The organism is Candidatus Sulfurimonas baltica, from assembly GCF_015265455.1.
Taxonomy (GTDB): Bacteria; Campylobacterota; Campylobacteria; order Campylobacterales; family Sulfurimonadaceae; genus Sulfurimonas; species Sulfurimonas baltica.
Genome location: NZ_CP054492.1, coordinates 1,109,454 through 1,133,043, shown reverse-complemented (window position 1 = coordinate 1,133,043; position 23,590 = coordinate 1,109,454). Strand labels below are relative to the sequence as shown.

Genomic DNA, 23,590 nt, shown 5'->3' with positions numbered 1-23,590 from the left:
TGGTATGCAGACCTTCTATCTTGGATTAGCACTATTTTTACTACTTAATTTGGTAATAGGGATGTGGCGTATTTTACGTGGTCCTACCCCTGCTGATCGGATGTTATCTGCACAGCTATTTGGAACCATTGCAGTTGCCATTTTACTGTTACTATCCCAGGCAATGGATAATGCAGCTCTGCGTGACCTAGCTCTAATTTTTGCTCTATTGGCTGCCTTAACAGCGGTGGCATTTGTACAGCGTGCTTGGCCGAAAGAAGATTTGGAGGATGACATTGCTTGATTATGCTACATTGATATTGCTGATTCTTGGTGCTATTTTCTTTTTTGCAGGTACTTTGGGTCTTATACGTTTTCCGGATGTATATACTCGGCTTCATGCCTTAACGAAGGCTGATAACGTAGGACTGGGCTTAATTATAGCAGGTCTCTGTCTGCAAGCAGAGTCGTGGACCATTGTTGGTAAACTGTTTCTAATTTGGGTGTTAGTACTCTCATCTGGAGCAACGTCTGCTCATCTGATTGCCAAGAGTGCATTACACAAAGGAATCCCATTTTGGAAACGCTGAGTTTTCTTGCATATGCTTTTGATGGCTTATTATGTGTCTCCTTATTATTAATAGCATGGATGTCATTGGCCAGTCAGAATCTATTTAAGGCTATTGTGCTCTTTGTTACATTTGGGCTTTTAATGGCACTAGCTTGGGTGCGCCTGAATGCCCCTGACGTTGCTATGGCTGAAGTAGCCATAGGTGCAGGCTTGACTGGTGCACTGCTGCTGGCTTCACTAGCGAGACTCCGTGAGATCAGCATCGTCGAAATAGGTACTAGTAACTTCAAAACAAATATACACCATACCTCTTATAATGTCCGTTGGCCATTATTTATATTCTTAGTAATTCTCGCTATGGGGCTTGGTTATGCAATATTTTCCTTACCTGAGCATGCTGTAGGACTTCAAAAAGTAGTAGAAGAGAAGCTACAAAGAAGTGGCGTTTCAAATCCTGTCACAGGTGTATTGCTGAATTTCCGAGCTTACGATACCTTCTTAGAGATGATTGTACTGCTGGTAGCACTTTTGGGAATATGGGCACTGGAAGATTCAATACCACATACCAAAACTATTCTTAGTAGTCCTGTTTTGGATGCATTGACAGGGCTCTTAGTTCCACTACTGATATTGGTTGCAGCCTATCTGTTATGGGTAGGTGCACATGCGCCTGGTGGTGCATTTCAAGCAGGATCTGTATTAGGAGCAGCTGGAGTGTTACTGCTCTTGTCGGGCTGGCAACTTCAAAAGATCTTCTCTTCATTTACCCTACGGTTCATTCTTGTGGCCGGTTCAGCTCTATTTCTTGCTGTTGCCGCACTAAGTATGTTGATCACAGGCAGATTATTGGAATATCCTCCTGCCCAAGCTAGCAGCCTGATTTTTATGCTTGAAAGTGTAGCAACAGTTTCGATTGGTGTAACGCTGATTACTCTATTTCTCAGTGCTTTTTGGGAAAAAGAAGACGAAAAATGAATATGCTATTTATTTATGCATTGACAGGTGCTGGTCTCTTTTGCTTGGGATTGTATGCTCTGATTGTATACGTACACTTGCTGCGAAAGATCTTGGCTATTAACATAATGGGCAGTGGAGTATTTTTAGTACTGGTTTCGTTGGCTCTACGTAGTGGAAACGCCCAACCTGATCCGGTGCCACATGCCATGGTAATAACCGGGATTGTAGTTGCCATTTCAGCAACGGCACTAGCCCTAATGTTGATGTTAAAAGTGACCATTGCAACGGGAAAAGCAGAACTTCCAAATTCGAAGAAAGTAGAATAGCCGTGGAAACCTTAATAAACATTCCATGGGCCATTTTTCTTATTTTGTTGCCATTAGCAGGTGGTATAACCTGTTTTCTCTGGCCTGAGAAAACAAAAATCGTTGGACTTAGCACCATAGTCTCTGTTGTGATTTCAGTGGCAGGGCTTACTTGGGTAATGATTGAAACTGGACCCTTTCATCATACTGTCGGCGGTTGGGGTGCTCCGCTGGGTATTGATCTATATGCTGATGGGCTTAGCCTTTTGATGTTAACAATAACTTCTCTCGTAGGGCTGGGAATCAGTATTTATGCAACGGGATATTTCAATTCAAATTATTCGATTCGTTTCTGGCCGCTTTGGCTCTTTATAATGGCCGCTTTAAATGCACTATTTTTATCAGCAGATATCTTTAATTTTTATATAACACTGGAGCTGATGGGGCTAGCAGCCGTTGCATTAACAGCTTTAGGTACGAGTGCAGATGCCTTAACTGGAGCTATGCGTTATTTATTGGCGACGCTACTGGGCTCGCTGGTCTATCTATTTGGTGTTGCTTTACTGTATCACAACTTCGGTAGTGTCGATATTACGATTCTCTCTCAACGAATTGAATCTACGCCGATTGTTTGGGCAGCATTAGGCCTCATGAGTACAGGGCTTATACTTAAAACAGCACTTTTTCCTTTACATTTCTGGCTTCCTTCTGCTCATGCAAGTGCTCCGGCTCCAGTGAGTGCTATTCTTTCTGCATTAATAATAAAAGCCTCTTTTTATATTCTGCTTCGTATATGGTTAGATATATTTGCTCCACTTGGTTATGAACTTGTTGCTACACTACTTGGAGTGTTTGGTTCGGTAGCTATTCTTTGGGGTTCTATACAGGCTTTGCTGCAAACCCGGTTAAAGCTGCTTATTGCCTATTCGACCATAGCTCAGATTGGTTATCTTTTTCTGGCATTTTCACTCGCAATAAGCGGTGCTATGACAGCTTGGAGTGCTGTTGTTTATCTGATGTTTTCTCATGCTTTAGCAAAGAGTGCTATGTTCCTGGTAGCAGGTAATTTAATGCATTTTTGTGGACATGATCGTATTAAAGATTTAGACCGTATCGCACAAAGACTGCCTGTAACAGCAGCTGCATTTGCTCTAGCTGGGGTAAGTATCGTAGGTTTACCTCCAAGCGGTGGTTTTATCGGCAAGTGGTTTCTTCTCGAAACAGCACTGCAACAGGAACAATGGGCTTTTACAGCAGTCATAATGCTTGGTAGCTTACTGGCTGCTGGCTATATTTTCAAGGTTTTGGGCTTTGCATTTACTCAAGCTATTGCATCTCATGACCCGCATGTAATCCCTGCTCATATGGAGTGGGCAGCACTTCTACTTGCATGCATGGCAATTATTGTAGGTTTTTTCTCCTCACCCTTATTATTTATAGTTGACATCGGCAATCCATTTGAAATTAGTGAGCTAAAACGATGAACTGGAATACATGGATTCCTCTTCTAGTAGTCCTCTCTTCCTTAGTTCCTGCCCTCATGATTTTTGGACTACCCCAAGAGAAGAGACGTCTGCGCATTTTTTTAAATCTTTTTGGGGTTTTTACAACACTTTTCTTTGTCATATGGATGTTTTTTGGTGTCTATCATGGTTACCATTACGAAGTACGTCTACCACTATTGCCAGATCTCGATATGGTATTGCGTGCCGGTCCTTTGGCTTTACTGTTTTCAGGTCTGTCTAGTGTCTTGTGGTTACTAACAACAATCTATGCTATAGGTTACCTAGAAGGCTCAACCCATAGTAGCCGTTTCTTTGGTTTTTTCAGTCTATGCGTCACTTCAACCATTGGAATATCCTTATCCGGAAACCTAATCACTTTTTTAATTTACTATGAGATGTTGACACTATCGGCCTATCCGCTTATAGTACATCGAGGGACAGAGGAATCCCGTCTTGCTGGAAAAACCTATCTTATATACACCCTCTTTGGCGGTGCATTACTATTACTTAGTACTATATGGTTATATAGTTTGGCAGGTACCTTGGAGTTTACTCCGAGGGGCTTTATTGACGGAATCGATGAAGAGCACAACTTTGCTCTTATAAGTATTTTCATTCTTTTTATAGCCGGATTTGGCGTCAAGGCAGCACTATTTCCACTGCATGGATGGCTTCCTATGGCCATGATAGCCCCAGCTCCTGTGAGTGCTCTGCTACATGCAGTAGCCGTAGTCAAGGCAGGTGCCTTTGGTATCATACGCGTAGTGTACGAGGTTTTCGGAATAGAAAAAGCAGCATTGCTTGGTTTGACGCAGCCGCTTGCGATGTTGGCATCGGTTACCATCATCTACGGTTCGTTACGGGCGCTGTTTCAAGATGACCTGAAACGTCGACTTGCCTTTTCTACTGTGAGTCAAGTCTCCTATATTATTCTTGGTGTGGCTATTGTTGGTCCCATTGCAACTGTAGGAGGTGTGGTACACCTGGTCCACCAAGGTCTGATGAAAATAACCCTATTTTTTTGTGCCGGAATCTTAGCGGAAACTCTGGGTATACATAAGATTAGTGAGATGAATGGCGTAGCCCGACGTATGCCTTGGACAATGGCAGCTTTTAGCATAGGTGCCTTGGGTATGATTGGGGTGCCACCGATTGTAGGTTTCGTCAGCAAATGGTATCTGGGGCTAGGTGCACTTGAAGCAGGAGAACAATGGGTAATTGTAGTTCTTGTTGGAAGCAGTCTTCTAAACGCAGGTTATTTTTTACCGATTTTATATCGTGCTTGGTTTCTTTCGGCACCAACTTCATGGCCACATGAAGATCACTTTGGGAGAAAAGAGACAAAATTGACTTTACTTCTGCCACCGCTTGTCACTGCAGTATTAGCACTACTTTTTGGCCTCTTTGCTGCATCGCCATTTAGTCCTCTTGAATGGGTTGAGTTGATTGCAAAGCGGGAGTTTTACTAATATGTATATGATACTTTTAGAGAGTTTACTTTTCTTAAGTGTAGGCTTGCCACTGTTGATTTTATATATGCTGATAGTGAAAAAAATGCACTCCATAGCACTTTATTTAGCTCCTTGGGCGGCAATACCGGCATTGATGGCGGCTATATTTATAACACCAGACACAATAGAGTGGAATCTGCCATGGCTGCTGCTTGGTTCCAAGGTTGGACTTGATCCAACAGGGAAAGTATTCTTATTACTTGCGGGCCTATTATGGACAGTAGCAGGAATCTATGCCAAAATATATTTTCCAGATATTGACAAACAAATTAGATTTTATCGCTTTTTTTTACTCGCGATGGTGGGAAATTTTAGCTTAATCCTTGCACAGGATCTTGTGAGTTTCTATTTTGGTTTTACTTTAATGAGTTTTGCCTCTTACGTTTTAGTGGTTTTCAAAGGCGATACTGTAGCCTTCAAGGCAGGAATAGTGTACATTGCTTTGGTCGTAATAGGTGAAGTAATATTGTTCGCTGCACTGCTTATGGCTACGAAGGCTGCTGATACTACAACGTTTGAAGCTGTACGGCAAAGCTTAACAAATGCCCCAAACAAAGATATGATAATACTCTTGGCTCTGGTTGGTTTTGGTATTAAGACTGGTCTCATCGGCTTACATATGTGGTTGCCACTTGCGTATCGGGCAGCACCTACACCTGCGAGTGCCGTACTTTCAGGTACCATGATTAAAGCCGGCTTGCTAGGATGGCTGCGACTGTTGCCACTGGGCGAGATTGCTCTGCCAGATTGGGGTGCGGGTGTTGTGATATTGGGTCTGGCTACTGCATTTTATGGAGTAGCCATTGGATTAACACAACGCAATCCAAAAACTTTGCTGGCTTATTCCAGTATCAGTCAGATGGGTATCATCACCATATCTATTGGATTGGGAATGTTTGCTCCGCAGGCTTGGCCTATTATCCTTCCTGGCATTGCTTTTTATGCCCTGCACCATGGACTGAGTAAAGGTGCACTGTTTTTAGGTGTTGGTCTTTCAGGTAGTAATCATCATCTACAGCGTCACTGGATCTGGTTTGGTCTTTGGTTACCTGCGCTAGCGTTAGCAGGGGCCCCATTGACTAGCGGTATGATGGCCAAGTATTTGATAAAGAGCTATGCATTTTATGCTCCTACTCCCTGGGATTGGTTGCTACCGATTTTATTGTCAGCCAGTGCAGTTGCCACAGCATTACTGATGGCTCGGCTACTATATCTACTTCGACCGGCTGCTATCCCCTTTGGTTCAGTTCCCGTGGCAGGACTTGTATGGCCCTGGATAGTACTGCTTTTGGCCATTATTGTGGTGCCTTTATTAAGCCCTTCCTTGGAGCACATAGGAAAAATGGAGCTAGTTGGAAGCCTTTGGCCTCTACTACTTAGCTTTTTTATATTTGTTGCTGTCTTAAAAACAGATATATTTCGATTTCTACAACCTGTGCCCGCAGGTGATGTGCTGGTGTTATTGCAACATACTCTACAATTATTGCAGTCTATGATTAAACACTTCAGTAAGGTTCAACTTTATTTTATGAAAATGAAGCGCTTTTCCAAGTTAGGAATCGCTATTGTTTGGAAAGATATTATAACAATAACAAAAAAAAATGAGTCCTTTTTCACTAACTGGGAGACCTCCGTTTCTTTCGTTGTTGTCTTAATGCTTGTGACAAGTATATTGGCAATGATATCCTGATTAATATTATCTTGCTTTGTTTTGCTTACCTTTTGTTCCTTTTTAAACCCTCTGAAATACTAAAAAAATTATTTTAAGATAATATAATGCATAGCTAAGATGTGTCCAAAAAATGATACAATAAATATTATCACAATAGGAGAATAAAGATGAAAGAGGTTTGTAATATATTGGTTGCTATTGATAAGTCGAATATGTCACAAGAAGCGCTCAAAAGGGCTATCTCTATTGCAAAGGAGAAAGATGCACAACTGTATATTATACATATTATTGAATCCTCTTTTCTTGCGCCAGTCTTTGTTAGTTCAATTGATGAAGATACTTTAAGAAGTAGTATAACACAACAAATAGAGACTCTTAATGAAGAAGCTAAGGTTGACTTTATACTGTTTATAGAGTCAGGTACACCCGCTTCCTTGATAGGATACAAAGCAAAAAAAATAAAAGCTGATTTGCTTGTTGTTGGAATTAATGATAAAACTGATATTAGGAATGAACATTTTGGTTCTACAGCATTGAAACTAATCCAAAAAACAAATATTCCAGTTTTAATAGTTAAGAATGAAGTAGTTGGAAATTACAACAAGATGATTTTTCCTACAAATTTATCTGATTATTCCAAAGAGAGCATATTATTGGCAAACACTCTTTTTAGTAAAACTTCAAAAAAGTATATAAGTGCTTGCGAGTCTCTTTATGAGTTAGAGACATTAGAAGAGAGAATCTCTGTTCAAGAGAAGAAGAGCTATAAAATAGAACTGTTTAAAAGTGCAAAAATAAAGTTGGATGAGTTTTTAGGCGATGTAGAAGATGGTGAGATAGAATTGATTGCATGTGATACTTCAGCTAATGAGGATCTCCTAGAAAATATAGAAAAAGATGATTCTGATTTACTTGTATTAGGCTCTAAGGGAGTAAATAATTTAAATTCATTTATTTTTGGCTCAACAGCAACTTATCTATTGCAAAGATCTTCTATTGACACACTTATTTATGTTCCTATAAAATCAAAAAAAAGTTCTTCTAATATAGAAGAAAAAGATAAATCTTCTGCAATAGAGCAAGACCTTCAAAGCCGAAGAGATGAGATTAGAAGTGATTTTGAATCTCTTTTTGAAGAGCATTTAAAGATTGCTAACTGGAATATTCCTGAAGCAGAGGACCAAAAAATAGCAGAAGGTTTATCATTGATATTAGATGAAAAACTTGATGAAATTAAACAAAAAATAAAAGAGGGAAGATACCAGGAAAAACGAACTGATTTTTGGGTATGAAATGAGTCAAAAAGTTAAAACAAAAAATTGAAAAGACATGATAAAGTATGACTGACTTAGTAACATGGATTGGAATATTGATATGCATATCACAAGCTGGAATGTTTTCAGGTCTCAATTTGGCATTTTTCAGCCTAAGTAAGATGCGACTTGAAATTGAGATGTCAAATGGTAACAAAGATGCTGCCAAAGTACTTAAATTGCGGAAAGATTCAAATTATCTCTTAACTACGACTTTATGGGGAAATGTCGGAGTAAATGTATTGTTAGCACTTCTTTCAAACTCTGTAATGACAGGCCTTGTAGCCTTTATCTTTTCTACTTTTATTATTACTATTTTTGGTGAAATTGTTCCACAGGCATATTTTTCTCGTAATGCCTTACGTGTTGCATCAATATTCTCACCCGTGGTACATTTTTATCAAATACTCCTATGGCCGTTAGCTAAGCCTTCTGCAAAAATTCTTGATATGTGGTTAGGTAAAGAAGGAATAAAGTTTTACAAAGAGAATGAGATTGAAGAAATATTAAGGATGCATATACGTGAGAAAGACAGTGATATTGCTCATGTTGAGGGAACTGGAGCACTTAATTTTCTTGCCATTGATGATTTACAGGTAGGCCAGGAGGGTGTACCTATTGACCCACAAAGTATAATCTCTTTAGAGTTTGAAGGCAGACATCCAATTTTCCCAACTATAACCTCTTCTGCAAATGATCCTTTTTTACGCCTTGTGTATCAATCTAAAAAGTCATGGGTAATTATTATAGATACTCAAGGTAAGCCTAGGCTAGTAATAGATGTGGACCGCTTTATAAGTGCTGCATTATTTGAGTATGATACTTTTGAACCAATAAAGTATTGTCATAGACCAGTGATTATCTCAAATCTTGAGTCAACTCTTGGCGATACACTACCTGGACTTAAAGTTGATACTGAAGATGATGTTATAGACAAGGATATTGTCATTATATGGGGTGAAGACCAGCGGATTATTACAGGTACGGATATTCTTGGACGACTGCTACACGGTATTATTACAAAATAATTCATATGACATAATTTATTTATTTTACTTGACTTAATTAACTCAGAATATACAACTTCTATATTTTTGACGCACTACAAATCTGTTAAGGATTACCTATCCTTAACCCTTAAAATTTTTAATTAACATATATCTAAAATAGTTCTGTTAATTTTTTTTGAATAAAGTACAAAGATAAAAAGTAATTAAAGGAGTTAATGTGAAAGTAAAAGTTTTTACTATTGTTAGCCTACTTATTATAAATAATGTTGGCTATGCACATCAAGAGGTACTAATAGCTAAACACAGTACTAAGGTCGTTAAATCAAAAAAAAGACAACAGAATAATATAAAGAATGACATTATAAAAACTCTTATAGATCGAGGTCTTTACAAAGATGTAGCTCAAAAATTGGCAATAGATATAGACTACATCTCAGGACATAATATAAATGAGTTAATTCAAGTTCTTGGTAATGATATTACATATAATCAAGTTATTGAAGTGCTTGCTGATAAAGTTTTACATAAAAATGATATTGACTTTTCAAACAAAGATACACTTATTGCTATTGCTCAAAAATTAAAAAGATTTAACATTTCATCTTCTATACGTCATTCCCTATATCAAATGGCAAAAGATCAAGTTGTATTTCAAGCAGCTTGATTAAAACCTTATAATAAAGAAGATACAGTAAAGTATTAAATGAAAAATTGAAGTAAGTTCCAGTAACTGTTCTTTTTGGAACAAACGAACTCCACAGAAGCACATCTAAGTTAATATTTTTTGACATTCTTGCTTTATAATCTCAGGAGCATTTTTAGCATCATTTATGTAATTTTCAAAAGGCGCTACAATTTCTATCTCCTCTTCGAAAGTTTTTTTATCTAAGTTCTCCAATGAAGTTTTTAACTCTTTCAAATCTAGTTCATTAATCAAGCCTCTCTCAAGCATATTTTGCAGGATGCCATCTTTTAACTTTATAGCTATGGCGATATCTATAATGTCTCTTGTAAGATTATCATTTCGTCTATAAACTATTTTCTTAGCAATAATATCTTCTATGCTCTCAACATATACATCACTGGTAAAAATAACTTTTGAATTGTCAAGTAAATACTCAGATGAAGCATTTTGAGAGACCAATACGTCGATTTTTATATTATTCTTCTTCTCCAATACTCTTATGTGGTTTGATAGATCAATGTACTTGCTAGTATTAAATTTATTTGTTTCATCTATCCAATGCTTTGGGCTAAGGTAGTTTAATATTTGTACATCAGTCACAAATAAGTCAATATCAAAACTAAGCCTGTGTTGAAAATAGTATATAGCTAATGCAGTTCCACCACCAAACCTGATTGTAGAGTAGTCTTTATTTGGTAAAGAACTGTAAGCATCTTGAATAAAACTGTTTAAAGCGTGTATCTGTTCACTGTAATGTTCTTTTATAAATTCAATATTTTTCATAATGAAGCCAATACTGTTTCAACTCTCTTAGGAGATATTCTATAGTAGTTTGTAAAATCCACTATCTCTTCTTCTAATGCTTCATTCTTTATAGTTTTAAGTGCATATTTATCATACACATCTAAAGGCTCTTTTTTATAAAACAGATTTTTTAAACCAGTAAGTGTAAAATGCTTTTTTTTATTTCCTATAGAACAATTCACCGTTGATAAAAGCATCACTGGCTTTGATCGAGAGTTTTGTTCCTTTGATAAGATATCTTTAACATCATCCATGCTCATATTTTTAAGCAGCTGAGCAAGGGTATGCTTTTTGTTATCTTCTTTACTCCAGTCAGATAATGTAGATGGAGCAATACCAAATACATCAAATATATCTTTAGTTTTCATAAGTACCCTCCTTTTTTATAATTATACGATATTCGGATTAAAATAGCAAATTGGAATGTCCCCTGTAAACTAGACAGTTCCAAATACAGTAGAGACTGTGAAAGAACTCCCAAAGCAAGTGATAATCACAAATAAGCTAAAATAGATATATCATATATCAACGAAAAAGGCTGAACAATGCCAAATTACAAAGAGGGGTTAAACCGCCATCAACAACTCTTATTTCCTCCCAGTCTGGATGAGTATGTTGATGAGGATAATTCAGTAAGGGCTATTGACAGCTATGTCGATAGTATAGATTTAGCTACTTTGGGAGTGTTTACAAGTAGTGGTAGTTCTGATGGTCAACCTGCATATCATCCAGCACTACTTTTGAAGATTTATCTCTATGGATATCTCAATAGTATCCGAAGTTCTAGAAAGCTCGAACGTGAACTTAAACGCAATGTTGAGATGATGTGGCTTTGTGCTGGACTTACTCCTGGATACAAGACTATTGCTAACTTTCGCAAAGATAATCCCAAGGTACTGAAACAATTATTTCGTGACTTTGTAATGCTATGCCGTTCTGTCGATTTGATTGATGGAGAAGTCGTTGCCATTGACGGTGCCTTTTTACGGGCTAATGCATCAAAGAATCAACTTATCTCTGAAACAATGACTCGTAAGGATATAGAATCTGTTGATGAGAAAATAGCAGAGTATTTAAGTTCACTAGAGTATAGCGATAGCTGTGAGAAGAAAGAGATAGCATCAGTAGTACACAAGCAATATCTGGATCGACTTAAAAAATATAAATCAAAATTGAACAGTAATCTACACACATTGAAAGAGCGTAATGTAACACAATATTGCAAAAGTGATCCCGATGCTACCTTGATGCGTAAACCGGCACATCATCTTATGGCCTATAATACCCAGATTGCTGTTGATGGTAAATACAAGTTTATTGTCGCTACTGACATCTCCACCAAAGGAGTTGACTTAGATCAACTTTATCCTCTAGCAACTCAAGCTAAAGAAGCTACAGGCAATAAACATATCAAAGTCGTAGCTGATGCAGGTTACTACAATCCAAAAGAGATTAAGAGATGTGTTGATGAGGGAATAGATGTTTATGTACCCATACAAGATAAGCAAAAAAAGCAAGTAGACAGAGGAAAGTTTCCTCGTGATGCATTTCATTATGATGAAGCCAACGATTGCTATCACTGCCCAAACAACAAAGTGTTAAAGCGAAAAAAAACTATTTATGAGAATAAGGGTATCAAGCGTTTTATGTATTTCGGTACCCACTCTGTATGTAAAGTCTGTCCATTACGTTCAGAGTGTCTTCCTGAGAAAACACCTGCAAAACGTCTCTGGCGCTGGGAGCATGAAGCACTCATTGTCGAACACCGTACAAAGATGCAGACACCAGAAGCTAGAACTATGATTAAACAGCGTGCCGCTCTGGCAGAACACCCTTTTGGTACAATCAAACAAAATCTTGGCTGGAGCCACTTTCTGATGCGTGGTAAAACAAAGGTTGCTGGAGAAAATGCTCTCATTATGCTCACCTATAATTTCAGAAGATTGTTGAACCTGATTGGCATTGCACTGTTTCAAAAGCTTATGAAAGCGTTAAAAAGTGGCAATCTTGAGAGTATCAAGCAAGAAATAGCGGAGTATCTTGCAGTTTTATACTTTTTTAGGACATTTTTTCGTCAAAAAATGAGTTTTTCCGCCTGAACCTTAAAAAATGTTCTTAAGCTCGACACTTTTTACTGATACATGATTAGTTCTTTCACAGTCTCAGTAGATTTTTGAACTTTTGCCTTATTTTTAAAGACAACTGAAAACACTATGTCATAAAAGTGGAAAAGACTTTCAACTGTTTGGAATGATTAAACCATGCATCAATCTTAAAGAACATGGTACACACTATTGAACAAGTAATTACATCTATACAAGATATTAAATCTCTGCTATAGGAGGTTAATTCTTCGCATAATCTTTCTTACTTCTACAAAAGAGAGAACAAACATCCCCATATAACCAAGTGCTAAACCAAAGACTACAGATACTGAGTTTTCTGAGTAAAGTCTTGTAATATAAAATGCCACCACAAAAAGAGCTATCCCGCTCACTCTTACAAATAGAGCCTTCCCAAATGCTCCAGAAGCTTTAATCAAAGAGAGTTGAAAAGCATTTAACATAATAAATATAAAGAAAAAGCTCAAATGAGTCAGGTATAAATACGCACCTTGGTACTCAGGTTTAAATGCCAGTGAAACAAACTCTTGAGAATAAAAAACCATTAGTAGCACAAAAGAGCCACTTATTAAAAATGCAAACTTATAAAACCATCGCTGTAGATCAATTATCTCTTTGTATGATTTATGAGTATGGAGTTTAGAGAGTTCAGGAAGTAAAAATCGGAAAACTGGAAATACAAAAAGAGTAATCATGTACATCAAAACAGGTTTGGTAACCACTTGAAAGTCTCCCAACTCCTCTATGCTGTAGTAGTGCATAAGAAAAAATACTGCCATATATATCATGACTATTCCTGAGCCAAATTCTACAGTAGAGAGTACTGCGTTTTTAAGGAATGTTTTTGTATCGGTATCAAATTCTACTTGAGCTAAATGCGGTTCATTAATTTCACGGCGTTTTTTTAGCCATATAAAGATTGAGAGTCCCATATAACTCATGATGGTCATAATAAAAAGTGACTTTAGACCATTTGTATGTGCTATATAGTAAGCTATCAAAAACCAAATGGCCCCAAGTATTGGTTCCATAAATGTACTCTGCTTCATTATAGAGTAGAGTCTATACATAGCTAACTGATTAGTAAGATAAGCATAAGAGCTCATGGTAAGGATAGTGAAAACAAGATACCAGTAATGTATCTCTATACCAACGCGATGCTTTAGATACGGAAGTATAAGACCCCATGACAAAAGTACAAGGACTATGATGAAGTATCTAAAGATATTGATAATATTCTCATCTTTTTTACTCTTTGCGTAAGCTACGACCATGGATGAGCGAAAGCCTATAAGAATAAGGAGTGAAAAAGAGAAAATATCTATGGCTGTATAATAGAGAGTGAGTACATCTTTTTCTATGATTCTCGCTAAAAATATTTTAAATGAAAAGCCTGCTACTACGGTAAATATCGAAATCAATATCGCATGGTAAAAATGTTTTTTAATCTCTTGCAAACTTTATTCCTAATTATATTTTTTATAGTTTACATTATCGCACAAATTTATGATATTTTGTATGCATATTATGTCTACGAACTAGACAGTTGCAAAACCTGTAGATTTTGTAACTTTCTCTAAGTTTCAAACCAAATTGTTAAACTATCATATAATTTTAATGACTATCGGTTACTGACACAAAACTCTCAACGGTCTCAGATTTAGCAAGTTTGGAGTTTTGTGACGTTTAAGAAGCCACACTCCAGACTAAGTTTTTAAACGCTTTCATTATAGGCTTTTGCATATCTTTCATCATTGTTATTCTTAGCTCACCTATCATATCTTTGTAGATTGGACTTGCTTTTATGGGGTCGTCTGCTCTTGCTAGATTTATAATGGAGTGAACACTAAGGTTAAACGGTGACGGGACTTGGTCATTTATGCCATCATATACCGACATAAAAAGGTTGTAGTTATCATAGTCCATCTTACACTCATCATCTAAAATCTTAAGTGCCAAAATTGTTGCATATTGAATCTGCTCATCACTAAACTTATATGTTTTTGCCCACTCGTACACTGTTGATTGATCATCCATCAGTTCTTCTCCTTTTGTACATATGTCAACTCTACTTCACCCTTGCCGTCTATAAAGCTTTTAGTGATTTTGCACCCTTGAACATCATTTTTAGCCGGTAGCTCATACTGAAGCGGTAACATGATTTTTTCTATTATCCCTCTTAGTCCACGTGCTCCAACGCCTTTTTTATCCGCCATTTTTGCTATCTCTTCTAAGGCATCTTTGCTAAACTCCAGATCAATTCCATCGAGTTCAAACAGTGCTTGATACTGTTTTATAATCGCATTTTTAGGCTCTGTTAGGACTTTTATCAGGTCTTCTACTGATAATGGATTTAGTGTTGTAATTACTGGGATTCTTCCTATAAACTCAGGGATAAGACCAAAGCTTATTAAGTCTTTTGACTCAATGTCGTTAGAACTTAGTTTCTCTTTCTCTTTACTCTTTAAAAAACCCATCTCTTTAGTTTTATTTTTTTTCTTTGTCTCTTCATCATCAACTAAACCAACAAAAGCACCACCACAAATAAATAGTACATGTGTAGTGTCAAAAAGAACTGTCTCTGCGGATGAACTTTTTCTGCTCCCCTTTAGAGGGACATAAACGTCACCACCCTCTAAAATCTTAAGAAGACCTTGCTGAACGCCCTCTCCGCTTACATCTCTGCCGCTTGTTGCACTCTCGCTCTTGTTTGCGATTTTGTCTATCTCGTCTATGTAGATTATCCCTTTTTGAGCTTTTTCAAGGTCAAAATCAGCTGATGCTAAGAGACGGGACAAAATAGACTCAACATCCTCTCCAACATATCCAGCTTCGGTGAGTGCTGTTGCATCTGCTACTGCAAATGGTACATCCATGATTTTTGCCAAACTTTTTGCTAAAAGTGTCTTACCGCTACCAGTTGGTCCTACAAGCAAAATGTTACTTTTTTCAATCTCTATATTGTTATGAACAGGCTTATCGATTCTTTTATAGTGCGAGTAAAGAGCAACACTTAAAACTTTTTTTGCTTCATCTTGACCTATGACATAGTTGTCTAAATGTTCTTTTAGTTTTGTAGGGATACTGAGTCCCTTTTGAAACTCTTTTTTAGCTTTTTGAAGTTGTGATTTATGTAAAACAAGAGAACAAGTCTCTATACACTCGTTACATATATGAGACTTTTCAGCACTAAAGATTTTCTCTACCTCATCAGAGTTTTTACCACAAAAATCACATGTAAATTTTTCCATTATAAAGCCTTTAAAAACTCATCAGTAGAATCTTGTATGAGTTGTAAATTGTGTGCAGATATAAATTTTTTCTCTTTTTTTGAGTACTCTTGCTTGTTTGACACTACATAACCATCTTTTAAATTTAGAGTAAGTTCATTTGCTACCATTCTGTAAGTATCACGAGAGAAATCAACACCTAAAAATAGATAGCTTTTATCTTTTTTATACTCTTTTAAAAATGTCGGCATAGCAAACCCACCCATAGCTTCTGTAAGCCAGTCAACAAAGTCTGCATCGCTTATGATGAAGTTCTTATCTGGGAGCATACAACCAAGAGGTTTAAAAAGAATCGGTATAGAATCATCTAGCTCCTCTTTATCTACATGTAGATATTCTTTTTTATCTAAATCGTATTTATAAACTACAAATCTATCATTTGCTGCCATTATTCTCGATATGCCTGTAATCATAAAATGCTCTATATCTTCATAGATTTTACATCCACTATCATCAAGATTTAAATCAATCATATACTTTGGTTGTATGCTCTTAAAGTACTCATATGTAAATGGCAATTCATACTCTTTTGAAGCATAAATATGATTTGTCATTTGCACAATAAAGTCACGACCTCTTCTATGTTCTAAACTCATAGCTGCTCTTGAGTACTCATACATAAGCCTTGAACTCATAGCACGACCACTGTTTAGTGAAAGAATCATACTATCACTATCATACGGGAGCGTGCTTCCATCTGTTGCTTTTGTATTTTCAAACACTCTCATACCAACAAATGGTACTAAACTTCCATCTTTAAGGCTTTGTACTAAATTATCCATGACATCCAACTCCTGTGTAACTAAGATAAGCTTTATTTAGTTCAACTCTTAATCTCTCTAAGTCTAACTCTTTACATAAATCACTAGGCATATTTATATAAAATACAGAACCATCTTTGCCAATAAGAAACAAAGACTTGGTAAGCTTGTCTTTTAAGCTACCACTTACTAGTTTTGTACCGTACATATTTCCAAACTCTTCTTCGCTGTCTATGACTACTTCAAATTTTTTGAGTCTGTTTTTTAAAATATTTTGTGATTCATTATTTTTATCAAAAATCATATAACACTTTATGGGAACTTGTATATCACTTAGAAACTCATCTATCTTGATTATCTCATCAATAGAGCTATCATCTACATGTGTAAACGAGACCAATATTGTCATAGCTTTGTCTGGATGGCTTCTTTTTATCTCTATTGTTTTGCCATTCATGTCTTGAACTTCAATATTTTCAGCCATATATCCAACATCGATAAAGTCTTCACATAGCGCCAAAAGCTCATCTTTATATATTATTTTAGATTCCATATTTTTTTATCTTATACCCAATTTGTCTCTGCGTAATTCCTAAAATTTTTGCAGCTTCGGCTTGATTGTTTTCACTGTTTCTCATAGCACTTTTTAAAGCCTCTTCTTCTAATTCATCAAGGGTTTTGTTGTTTAATGAAAAAGAATCACTAGTAGCAACTACTTTGACATTATTAAGTGCTGGTAAAAGCAAGCTCATCTCAGAAGCTGTTATCCCATCTTCACTTCCCATAAGAACAATTCTCTCTATAGTGTTTTCTAACTCTCTTACATTACCAGGCCAAGGATAAGCCATAAGTTGTGCCATTGCTTCATCAGTTATAACAACATTTTTTTTATGGTTTTGCATTGAGCGTTGTAAAAAGAAATTAACCAACAGTTTAATGTCATCTCCTCTTTTTCTAAGAGGTGGTAAGTCAATTGGTATAACATTTAGTCTATAGTATAAATCCTCTCTAAACTCTCCATCTTTTACCATCTGTTCTAAGTCTCTGTTTGTTGCAGCGACTAGTCTCACATTTACATGTATAGTTTTAGATCCGCCTACTCTCTCAAACTCTCTCTCTTGTAAAACTCGAAGAAGCTTTACCTGTGCTGATGCACTAATATCTCCTATCTCGTCTAAAAACAGTGTTCCTCCATCTGCAAGTTCAAATCTACCTTTTCTTGTCTCTTTAGCATCAGTAAAGGCACCTTTTTCATGTCCGAAAAGTTCACTCTCTAGCAAAGTATCTGTTATAGCAGCACAATTTAATTTAATAAATGGCTCTTCTACTCTCTTACTTCTTTTGTGTATAGCTGATGCTACTAACTCTTTACCGGTTCCCGTTTCGCCTCGCACTAAAATAGTTACATCACTTCCAGCTATTCTGTCAATAACTTTATACATATTTTGCATCTCTTTTGAGTCGCCAATAATGTCACCAAAATTATGCACTTTTGAATCCCACTCCATTTTATAATATAGTTTTAAATCTTTGAGTCTCTCTTTTTCTAACTCAACAGCCATACTAGAGCTAATGTACTGAGCAAACAGAGAACTTACAATTGTCAAAGTCTTAACTGTCTCTTCAAAGTCCATTTGTGTAGCTTTTGTTAAGTTGGCACCAAGAACACCAATTACACTATTTTCCGCTATTAAAGGGACTGCTACATAAGATAGTGTCTCGCTATTTTTATTCCCAGATTTGTTTAAAAATAAAATATCATTATGAATATTCTCAATTACAATTGGCTCCATACTTTTTGCAGCAAGACCAGTAGCACCCTCTCCTAGCCTGTATTCAGATATAACCTTTTGGTGTCTGTTAAGACCAATAGATGCAAAAATATTAAGCATCTCGTCTTCAAGCTTATATATTACGCAGTTTTCCAAACTCAAAGAGTTCTTGAGTGCCATTAGAGACTTCTCCAAAGACTTTTGAATATCTCTTGAATCTGAAATCAAAGATGCTATATCATATATAACCAGCAGTTCTTTATTAGTAACACACTCTTTGCAACTTTTTATCATTTTCTCTTCTTTGTTTTATATACTATATTATATATTTAAGTGTATATTAAAAATACAAGTTAGTGCCTATATATTAATCAGTCAGCAAGTTTCTTACATGTAGTTTCTTGTGGCAGACTTTTTGGTGCCGGTTTTATCCACCATGTCTCACCGTTGCTAAGCACTACCTCTCCGCCCCAGTTATCATCACTGTCGAACTCTATACTCTCTATAGTCTCTTCCATATCTTTTTTCGCTATATAGAAAAAAATCTCATCTGCGCTCTCTCGTAACATTACCTTTGCCATTTTTATATCCTTTTATTAATTTGTAAATATTTTCTGTAGTATTAACATAAACTTGTTGTCTTCATACCAGACTTTAAAATATCCCTTTTTTGGCTCATTGATTAAAATTGATTTTCTTAATTTCAAATTTTCATCAGCAAAGTCATCACGATTATGAGCTCCTCTACTCTCTTGCCTTTTGAGCGCAGATAAAACTACAGCCTCTGAGACTTCAAGTCCATTTTTTAACTCTAAAATAGAGCTAAGTTCAACATTGTTTTGCCTACCTTTGTCTATACAGTGCAAAGTTGCTGTTTCTCGTCGTAAATATTTTAAATAGTCAAATGCCTTTGTTAAGCTCTCTTCGCTTCTATGAATTCCAGCTAAATCAAACATTGTTTTTCCCATGCTGATTCGCATAGAGTTAAAGTTTTTTGAGCTCTCCTTGTCAAATATCCAATCAACCATTTTTTGATCTTTTGCAACAATATTGTAATCAATAGGCAGATACTCTTTACTTTTAGAAAATTTCAAGGCATTTATACCAGCCAGCTCTCCAAACACTGCACCATCAAGTAAAGAATTACCGCCGAGTCTGTTTGCTCCGTGAACTCCGGTTACTGCACACTCTCCACAAACAAAAAGACCTTTTAACTTTGTTTTAGTCATATCAGACTCTATACCGCCCATGCTGTAGTGTGCGACTGGCTTAACGGGCAATAACTCTTTTGATATATCTATGCCTGCTTGCATAAAAGCTGTTTTATATAGAGATGGCAGCTTTGCCTCTATGTGCTCAAGAGTAAGATGCCTTAAGTCTACAAAGACTTTTTTACCTGATTCTATCTGTTTTGATATAGCCAAACTAACTACACTTCTAGTATCTAACTCATCTACAAATCTCTCATTTTCATTATTGACAAGATAGCCACCTTCGCCACGCGCAGCTTCACTTACTAGATAATTTGTTTTTATCATTCCAGTTGGATGAAACTGTACAAACTCCATATCTTTTAGATTTAATCCTGCACGAAGAGCTATAGCCTGCATGTCACCAGAGTAATCTTGTGCATTAGTACTAAAACCTCTGTATAATCCAGCATATCCGCCACCAGCTAAGATAACTGACTTTGAAGGATAGACCATAACAGATGAATCAAACTTTCTTAAAACTACTACTCCACTTACTCTGTTGTTCAATGTAGTAAGGTTCATAACAAAATTGTTGACTAAAAATGTAACACCAAGTGTTTTAGCTTTTTTAATAAGCACTTGCATTATCGCCGAACCAGTTTTGTCACCTACGTAACAAGTTCTTTTTGAACTTCCGCCACCAAAACTTCTTTGAGCTATAGAGCCATCTTCGTTTTTGTCAAACTCCACGCCATACTTAACTAACTTCTCTATGATTTTTGGTGCTCTATTACACATGTAAGTAATTGCATTTTTGTTTTCTAAGCCAAAACACGCCTTTATTGTGTCATCTACATGTAGTTTAATCTCTTTAGAGTTATTAGAATCCAGCACAGCATTTATACCGCCACTAGCTAAAGAACTATTTGACTTAAATAGATTTCCTTTTGTAATAACTGCTACTTTATTGTTAGATTTTTTTGCTTCTATGGCTGCCATTAGCCCTGCTATACCGCCACCGACTACTATGACATCAAACATCATGACTACAGCCTATAAAGTAAGTCATATCTATTTCTATCTACTGACTTTACTTTTGATATTTCGCAATTTTCTTTTACATGTACCGGTGCTTTTGAGGCAAATAAACTACTAATTATCCCAGGTGTTGAGCGCACAAACTGAAGAGCAAGCTGTATATCACTCGTTAGTGTCATAGACTCATCTAAAACCACTCCGCTCTCGCGCGTGAATGATTTTTTAAATAGCTTCATTTGAAGTAAAGATGATGAACTTATAACACCTATGTTTAATCTATGCGCAGCTTGAATGATTGTACATTCCTCACCGCCTACTTTTTGAGTTGGAGTTGTATAGGCATTTGTTTTTCCCATATTAAACGGAAGTTGAACATATTTAAATCGATGATTTTCTCCACCAACTTTTATGGCAATTTTTACTAATTTTTCTAAACTTATTAACTCTTTATTTTCAGCCGTAAAACCATTCCAAACACAAACTCCATAAGATTTAAACAGACCTTCATCTGCTAGTTTTTCAAATCTTGTAAATATTTTCTCAACCAATTTATAAAACTCTTTTTCCCCAAGCTTTATAAGTTGCATCTCTGGATTGTGAAGATAATATATGTCAAGAGATTCAACACCTAAATTTACCAAACTTCTTCTACATGAGTACTCTAAAAAGTCAGGAGTCATACAATGCTGGTCTACTTCTATATCATCTTTTGTCGCTAAGTTTTTCTCTATGATATTTTCTTCTATCCACATGTAAGGATTTTTAGGAAATGGGTAATCAAGCTGTATAAAGCCACCTTTTGAACAGATTATCAACTCTTCTCTGGAACTAATACCCTCTGCAAAAAGCTCTTTAAGTGCTTCACCTATCTCTTTTTCACTTTGTCCGTATCTGTAGTTACTTGCTGTATCTATGAGGTTTATGCCACTTCTAACGGCTTCTTTGACACCCTCAATATAGTGAAAAACATAGTTCTCTTCTTTGTACGGTTCTGCATTGAAAGTTCCAATACCAAGCTTTGAAAAGATTAAGTCATTATGCTTTATATAAAAGTCTTTATAACTTGAAAACTTTTTAGCAAAGTTTTGCGTGTCCGTAAGTGTTGCAAATCCCATTATGCACTCTTTTTAGATATTTTGCTTGCATACAGGATTATTGAAATAATATAAATTAAAATTGACACCAGCAGTATAATAGTCTCCATAAATAATCCTTCAGTAATATAATTTTTTACATACAAGAAGTGTTCCCTTAGCTACATGTAGAGAATAAAGTTCAAACTAGATTCCAAGTCAAGCTTGGAATGACGATGGTTTTAACTTGTAATGACTACAATTCCGTCATTCTGGACTTGATCCAGAATCTTATAGCTAATTATTCACAGAGTTAAGTTAAAATATATCCTGAAAAACACAAGGTTAAAAATGGAAATTATAAAAGCAACATTAGAGGATATTCCCCAGTTATGTCTATTGCTAAATTCTCTTTTTCAACAAGAGACAGAATTTTCACCAGATGAAAATGCACAAATACGAGGACTTACAACTATACTTTGCAAATCAGAGCTTGGTCATATAATAGTTGCTAAAGAATCAAACAAGATTATCGCTATGGCAAACATCTTATATACTGTCTCAACAGCCCTTGGAGAGAGAGTTGGTATATTGGAAGATATGGTTGTTTCTCAAGATTATCGTAACCAAGGAGTGGGTTCAAAACTTATAAAATATGCAATAAAATTTGCTAAGGAAAGTGGCTGTAAAAGGTTAACATTGTTAACTGATGAAGATAACAATCTTGCTCATAAATTTTATATTAAAGAAGGGTTCAGTCGTTCAACGATGGTGCCGTTTCGTATTATGCTAAATAACGATTAAAAAAACAATAAATTTGTTTTAAAAGTGGAGATTCAACCCCTGGGGCGTAGTTTCGCCCATGTCTGCAATTGTATTTGTATTTAATGTTAATTCTGCCATTATTTTTCCTTATAAAAAAAGAGTTTTATGTTTTCCTGGGAAAAGTTTCCCACTTCTACCTATATTTTGAAATACATCTTCATCAAATCTTTCTGGGGATGCATCTCCACACATTGAATGTGGATAAAGTCCTCTCCCACCAACCATATCAGGCAGAAGTGAAGATGAATATCGTTGCATCACTCTTGTGTTATAGGCTATTGTTTTATCTGTACGGTTGTCTATCACTTTTACTTCATCCATGTATATATATTTTTTTGCATCTTCTGGAAGATGTAGTTTTTTAGTTGTAACCGTATAGTTCATTTTTGGCATAGCCTCTTTAGTTGTTTGAGTTATTACTAAAGTCAGAGTCTGTTTTATCTTTTCTATTTGGATTTGGAGGGATTTTCTTTTGTTATCTACTTGAGTCCATTTTTCACTTATTAATGTAAATTCCACTTGAGATAATATTTTTTTTTCTTTATAATCAAGCCAAGCTTCATCAAATAATACTTTTTGCTTTTTCGTCTCTTCCGCCACTGCAAATCCCTCTTTAACCAAGTCTATGTAACTTTGAGGGGCATCTTTAAAAGAGTATATTTTCACATTACCATCAGGAGTGTTAAGTGCCATTGTTTGTAGATGCACACCATCAAGATAGTTTATCACCATTAGTTTTGCATCTTCATCAGTAAAACCATTATATAGTTCATCTTCCCAGTAGATACTAAGAGGTACTTCAACCACCTCCCCTATCCATGTATTTGGATTAGGTTCTGCGGAGCAGTATTTCATTCCATAATATTTTGCAGATACAGTACTACAACCATTTATGCTAAGAAGCAAACCTATAATTAATCCACTTGTTAAAAACAATCTTTTCATCTACGCCACCTCTCTCACATCTACATGTAGATTATTATTTACTACTAAAACACTTCTACATGTAGAAATCACATTAAATATATTTACCACTGTTTTATCCTTTTTATCTCTGTCTCCGCTGCACCGTAAATGTCCCCAAAACATGACTTATCGGTTATTGCTATTTTAAGTAAGTTTTTCACTATTTATTCCTTGTTATTATTAAATATTTTATAAATCTAAACTAGTTTACTTTTTTAAACTTGCTATGCCTAAAAA

24 protein-coding genes are annotated in these 23,590 nt (G+C 36.0%); 12 read left to right on the top strand and 12 right to left on the bottom strand.

Annotated features, from left to right (window positions below; all coding sequences use genetic code 11):
• The first annotated feature begins 4 nt into the window (after nt 1-4).
• The 10 genes from HUE88_RS05755 to HUE88_RS05710 all read left to right on the top strand — a co-directional run bounded on the left by HUE88_RS05755 (nt 5) and on the right by HUE88_RS05710 (nt 9,487).
• Nucleotides 5-283 (top strand): MrpF/PhaF family protein, encoded by a 279-nt coding sequence (locus tag HUE88_RS05755; protein ID WP_194371998.1) that lies wholly within the window; start codon nt 5-7, stop codon nt 281-283.
• Nucleotides 276-569, top strand: coding sequence for a monovalent cation/H(+) antiporter subunit G (mnhG, locus tag HUE88_RS05750; RefSeq protein ID WP_229860169.1), 294 nt, complete (start codon nt 276-278; stop codon nt 567-569). The genes HUE88_RS05755 and mnhG overlap by 8 nt, the downstream gene beginning before the upstream one ends.
• Nucleotides 557-1,525: a hydrogenase subunit MbhD domain-containing protein gene (locus HUE88_RS05745; RefSeq protein WP_229860168.1), complete on the top strand. Its 969-nt coding sequence runs from the start codon at nt 557-559 to the stop codon at nt 1,523-1,525. The genes mnhG and HUE88_RS05745 overlap by 13 nt, the downstream gene beginning before the upstream one ends.
• Nucleotides 1,522-1,833: an NADH-quinone oxidoreductase subunit K gene (locus tag HUE88_RS05740; protein ID WP_229860167.1), complete on the top strand. Its 312-nt coding sequence runs from the start codon at nt 1,522-1,524 to the stop codon at nt 1,831-1,833. Before HUE88_RS05745 ends, HUE88_RS05740 begins: the two co-directional genes overlap by 4 nt.
• 2 nt (nt 1,834-1,835) lie before the next feature.
• Complete coding sequence (locus HUE88_RS05735) at nt 1,836-3,296, top strand: complex I subunit 5 family protein (protein ID WP_194371995.1); 1,461 nt, start codon at nt 1,836-1,838, stop codon at nt 3,294-3,296.
• Entirely contained in the window at nt 3,293-4,786 is a 1,494-nt protein-coding gene (locus HUE88_RS05730) for a complex I subunit 5 family protein (protein WP_194371993.1), read from the top strand. Before HUE88_RS05735 ends, HUE88_RS05730 begins: the two co-directional genes overlap by 4 nt.
• Nucleotides 4,787-4,793: 7 nt before the next feature.
• A complete protein-coding gene (locus tag HUE88_RS05725; protein ID WP_194371991.1) occupies nt 4,794-6,518 on the top strand; it encodes a complex I subunit 5 family protein in 1,725 nt (574 codons plus the stop codon).
• Nucleotides 6,519-6,667: 149 nt separating this feature from the next.
• The gene (locus HUE88_RS05720) at nt 6,668-7,792 is read left to right on the top strand and encodes a universal stress protein (protein WP_194371989.1); all 1,125 of its coding nucleotides are present in this window, start codon (nt 6,668-6,670) and stop codon (nt 7,790-7,792) included.
• Nucleotides 7,793-7,839: 47 nt separating this feature from the next.
• Complete coding sequence (locus HUE88_RS05715) at nt 7,840-8,841, top strand: DUF21 domain-containing protein (RefSeq protein WP_194371987.1); 1,002 nt, start codon at nt 7,840-7,842, stop codon at nt 8,839-8,841.
• Between the two features lie 199 nt (nt 8,842-9,040).
• Nucleotides 9,041-9,487 carry a hypothetical protein gene (locus HUE88_RS05710; protein ID WP_194371985.1) on the top strand — a complete coding sequence of 149 codons (447 nt, stop codon included), beginning with the start codon at nt 9,041-9,043 and terminating at the stop codon, nt 9,485-9,487.
• Between the two features lie 105 nt (nt 9,488-9,592).
• On the opposite strand, the gene HUE88_RS05705 is transcribed toward HUE88_RS05710, so the two are convergent.
• Together HUE88_RS05705 and HUE88_RS05700 are read right to left on the bottom strand one after the other, a co-directional pair.
• The gene (locus HUE88_RS05705; RefSeq protein ID WP_194371983.1) at nt 9,593-10,291 is read right to left on the bottom strand and encodes a nucleotidyl transferase AbiEii/AbiGii toxin family protein; all 699 of its coding nucleotides are present in this window, start codon (nt 10,289-10,291) and stop codon (nt 9,593-9,595) included.
• Nucleotides 10,288-10,680: a hypothetical protein gene (locus HUE88_RS05700; RefSeq protein WP_194371981.1), complete on the bottom strand. Its 393-nt coding sequence runs from the start codon at nt 10,678-10,680 to the stop codon at nt 10,288-10,290. The genes HUE88_RS05705 and HUE88_RS05700 overlap by 4 nt, the downstream gene beginning before the upstream one ends.
• 177 nt (nt 10,681-10,857) lie before the next feature.
• On the opposite strand from HUE88_RS05700, the gene HUE88_RS05695 reads away from it, so the two are divergent.
• Nucleotides 10,858-12,411, top strand: coding sequence for an IS1182 family transposase (locus HUE88_RS05695; protein ID WP_194371979.1), 1,554 nt, complete (start codon nt 10,858-10,860; stop codon nt 12,409-12,411).
• A gap of 236 nt (nt 12,412-12,647) precedes the next feature.
• Here HUE88_RS05695 and HUE88_RS05690 read toward each other — a convergent pair whose 3' ends face one another.
• The 9 genes from HUE88_RS05690 to HUE88_RS05650 form a co-directional block, all read right to left on the bottom strand.
• Nucleotides 12,648-13,892 carry an MATE family efflux transporter gene (locus tag HUE88_RS05690; RefSeq protein WP_194371978.1) on the bottom strand — a complete coding sequence of 415 codons (1,245 nt, stop codon included), beginning with the start codon at nt 13,890-13,892 and terminating at the stop codon, nt 12,648-12,650.
• A 229-nt stretch (nt 13,893-14,121) separates the two neighbouring features.
• Complete coding sequence (locus tag HUE88_RS05685; RefSeq protein WP_194371976.1) at nt 14,122-14,472, bottom strand: hypothetical protein; 351 nt, start codon at nt 14,470-14,472, stop codon at nt 14,122-14,124.
• Nucleotides 14,472-15,686 (bottom strand): ATP-dependent Clp protease ATP-binding subunit ClpX, encoded by a 1,215-nt coding sequence (gene clpX / locus HUE88_RS05680; protein WP_194371974.1) that lies wholly within the window; start codon nt 15,684-15,686, stop codon nt 14,472-14,474. Before clpX ends, HUE88_RS05685 begins: the two co-directional genes overlap by 1 nt.
• Complete coding sequence (locus tag HUE88_RS05675) at nt 15,686-16,507, bottom strand: SIR2 family protein (RefSeq protein ID WP_194371972.1); 822 nt, start codon at nt 16,505-16,507, stop codon at nt 15,686-15,688. Before HUE88_RS05675 ends, clpX begins: the two co-directional genes overlap by 1 nt.
• Entirely contained in the window at nt 16,500-17,039 is a 540-nt protein-coding gene (locus HUE88_RS05670; RefSeq protein ID WP_194371970.1) for a hypothetical protein, read from the bottom strand. The genes HUE88_RS05675 and HUE88_RS05670 overlap by 8 nt, the downstream gene beginning before the upstream one ends.
• Entirely contained in the window at nt 17,029-18,552 is a 1,524-nt protein-coding gene (locus HUE88_RS14090; protein WP_194371968.1) for a sigma-54 interaction domain-containing protein, read from the bottom strand. Before HUE88_RS14090 ends, HUE88_RS05670 begins: the two co-directional genes overlap by 11 nt.
• A gap of 77 nt (nt 18,553-18,629) precedes the next feature.
• Nucleotides 18,630-18,839 carry a putative nitrogen fixation protein NifT gene (gene nifT, locus HUE88_RS05660; RefSeq protein WP_194371966.1) on the bottom strand — a complete coding sequence of 70 codons (210 nt, stop codon included), beginning with the start codon at nt 18,837-18,839 and terminating at the stop codon, nt 18,630-18,632.
• A 15-nt stretch (nt 18,840-18,854) separates the two neighbouring features.
• Nucleotides 18,855-20,495, bottom strand: a complete 1,641-nt coding sequence (locus HUE88_RS05655) for an L-aspartate oxidase (protein ID WP_194371964.1) — start codon at nt 20,493-20,495, stop codon at nt 18,855-18,857.
• A 2-nt stretch (nt 20,496-20,497) separates the two neighbouring features.
• A complete protein-coding gene (locus HUE88_RS05650; protein ID WP_194371963.1) occupies nt 20,498-21,604 on the bottom strand; it encodes an aldo/keto reductase in 1,107 nt (368 codons plus the stop codon).
• 309 nt (nt 21,605-21,913) lie between these two features.
• Between HUE88_RS05650 and HUE88_RS05645 the strand changes: the two genes are divergently transcribed.
• Nucleotides 21,914-22,366: a GNAT family N-acetyltransferase gene (locus HUE88_RS05645; protein ID WP_194371960.1), complete on the top strand. Its 453-nt coding sequence runs from the start codon at nt 21,914-21,916 to the stop codon at nt 22,364-22,366.
• A gap of 108 nt (nt 22,367-22,474) precedes the next feature.
• Here the strand turns inward: HUE88_RS05645 and HUE88_RS05640 are convergent, their stop codons facing one another.
• The gene (locus tag HUE88_RS05640; RefSeq protein ID WP_194371958.1) at nt 22,475-23,332 is read right to left on the bottom strand and encodes a hypothetical protein; all 858 of its coding nucleotides are present in this window, start codon (nt 23,330-23,332) and stop codon (nt 22,475-22,477) included.
• Nucleotides 23,333-23,590 lie beyond the last annotated feature (258 nt).

Bases quoted from the DNA above. Each gene is read 5' to 3' on its own strand.
- HUE88_RS05725 (WP_194371991.1), top strand. From the start codon at position 4,794: ATGATACTTTTAGAGAGTTTACTTTTCTTAAGTGTAGGCTTGCCACTG.
- HUE88_RS05755 (WP_194371998.1), top strand. From the start codon at position 5: ATGCAGACCTTCTATCTTGGATTAGCACTATTTTTACTACTTAATTTG.
- HUE88_RS05740 (WP_229860167.1), top strand. From the start codon at position 1,522: ATGAATATGCTATTTATTTATGCATTGACAGGTGCTGGTCTCTTTTGC.
- HUE88_RS05685 (WP_194371976.1), bottom strand. From the start codon at position 14,472: ATGGATGATCAATCAACAGTGTACGAGTGGGCAAAAACATATAAGTTT.
- HUE88_RS05645 (WP_194371960.1), top strand. From the start codon at position 21,914: ATGGAAATTATAAAAGCAACATTAGAGGATATTCCCCAGTTATGTCTA.
- HUE88_RS05715 (WP_194371987.1), top strand. From the start codon at position 7,840: ATGACTGACTTAGTAACATGGATTGGAATATTGATATGCATATCACAA.
- HUE88_RS05695 (WP_194371979.1), top strand. From the start codon at position 10,858: ATGCCAAATTACAAAGAGGGGTTAAACCGCCATCAACAACTCTTATTT.
- HUE88_RS05705 (WP_194371983.1), bottom strand. From the start codon at position 10,291: ATGAAAAATATTGAATTTATAAAAGAACATTACAGTGAACAGATACAC.
- HUE88_RS05650 (WP_194371963.1), bottom strand. From the start codon at position 21,604: ATGGGATTTGCAACACTTACGGACACGCAAAACTTTGCTAAAAAGTTT.
- HUE88_RS05700 (WP_194371981.1), bottom strand. From the start codon at position 10,680: ATGAAAACTAAAGATATATTTGATGTATTTGGTATTGCTCCATCTACA.
- HUE88_RS05640 (WP_194371958.1), bottom strand. From the start codon at position 23,332: ATGAAAAGATTGTTTTTAACAAGTGGATTAATTATAGGTTTGCTTCTT.
- HUE88_RS05730 (WP_194371993.1), top strand. From the start codon at position 3,293: ATGAACTGGAATACATGGATTCCTCTTCTAGTAGTCCTCTCTTCCTTA.
- HUE88_RS05720 (WP_194371989.1), top strand. From the start codon at position 6,668: ATGAAAGAGGTTTGTAATATATTGGTTGCTATTGATAAGTCGAATATG.
- HUE88_RS05675 (WP_194371972.1), bottom strand. From the start codon at position 16,507: ATGGATAATTTAGTACAAAGCCTTAAAGATGGAAGTTTAGTACCATTT.
- clpX (WP_194371974.1), bottom strand. From the start codon at position 15,686: ATGGAAAAATTTACATGTGATTTTTGTGGTAAAAACTCTGATGAGGTA.
- HUE88_RS05670 (WP_194371970.1), bottom strand. From the start codon at position 17,039: ATGGAATCTAAAATAATATATAAAGATGAGCTTTTGGCGCTATGTGAA.
- HUE88_RS14090 (WP_194371968.1), bottom strand. From the start codon at position 18,552: ATGATAAAAAGTTGCAAAGAGTGTGTTACTAATAAAGAACTGCTGGTT.
- HUE88_RS05655 (WP_194371964.1), bottom strand. From the start codon at position 20,495: ATGATGTTTGATGTCATAGTAGTCGGTGGCGGTATAGCAGGGCTAATG.
- nifT (WP_194371966.1), bottom strand. From the start codon at position 18,839: ATGGCAAAGGTAATGTTACGAGAGAGCGCAGATGAGATTTTTTTCTAT.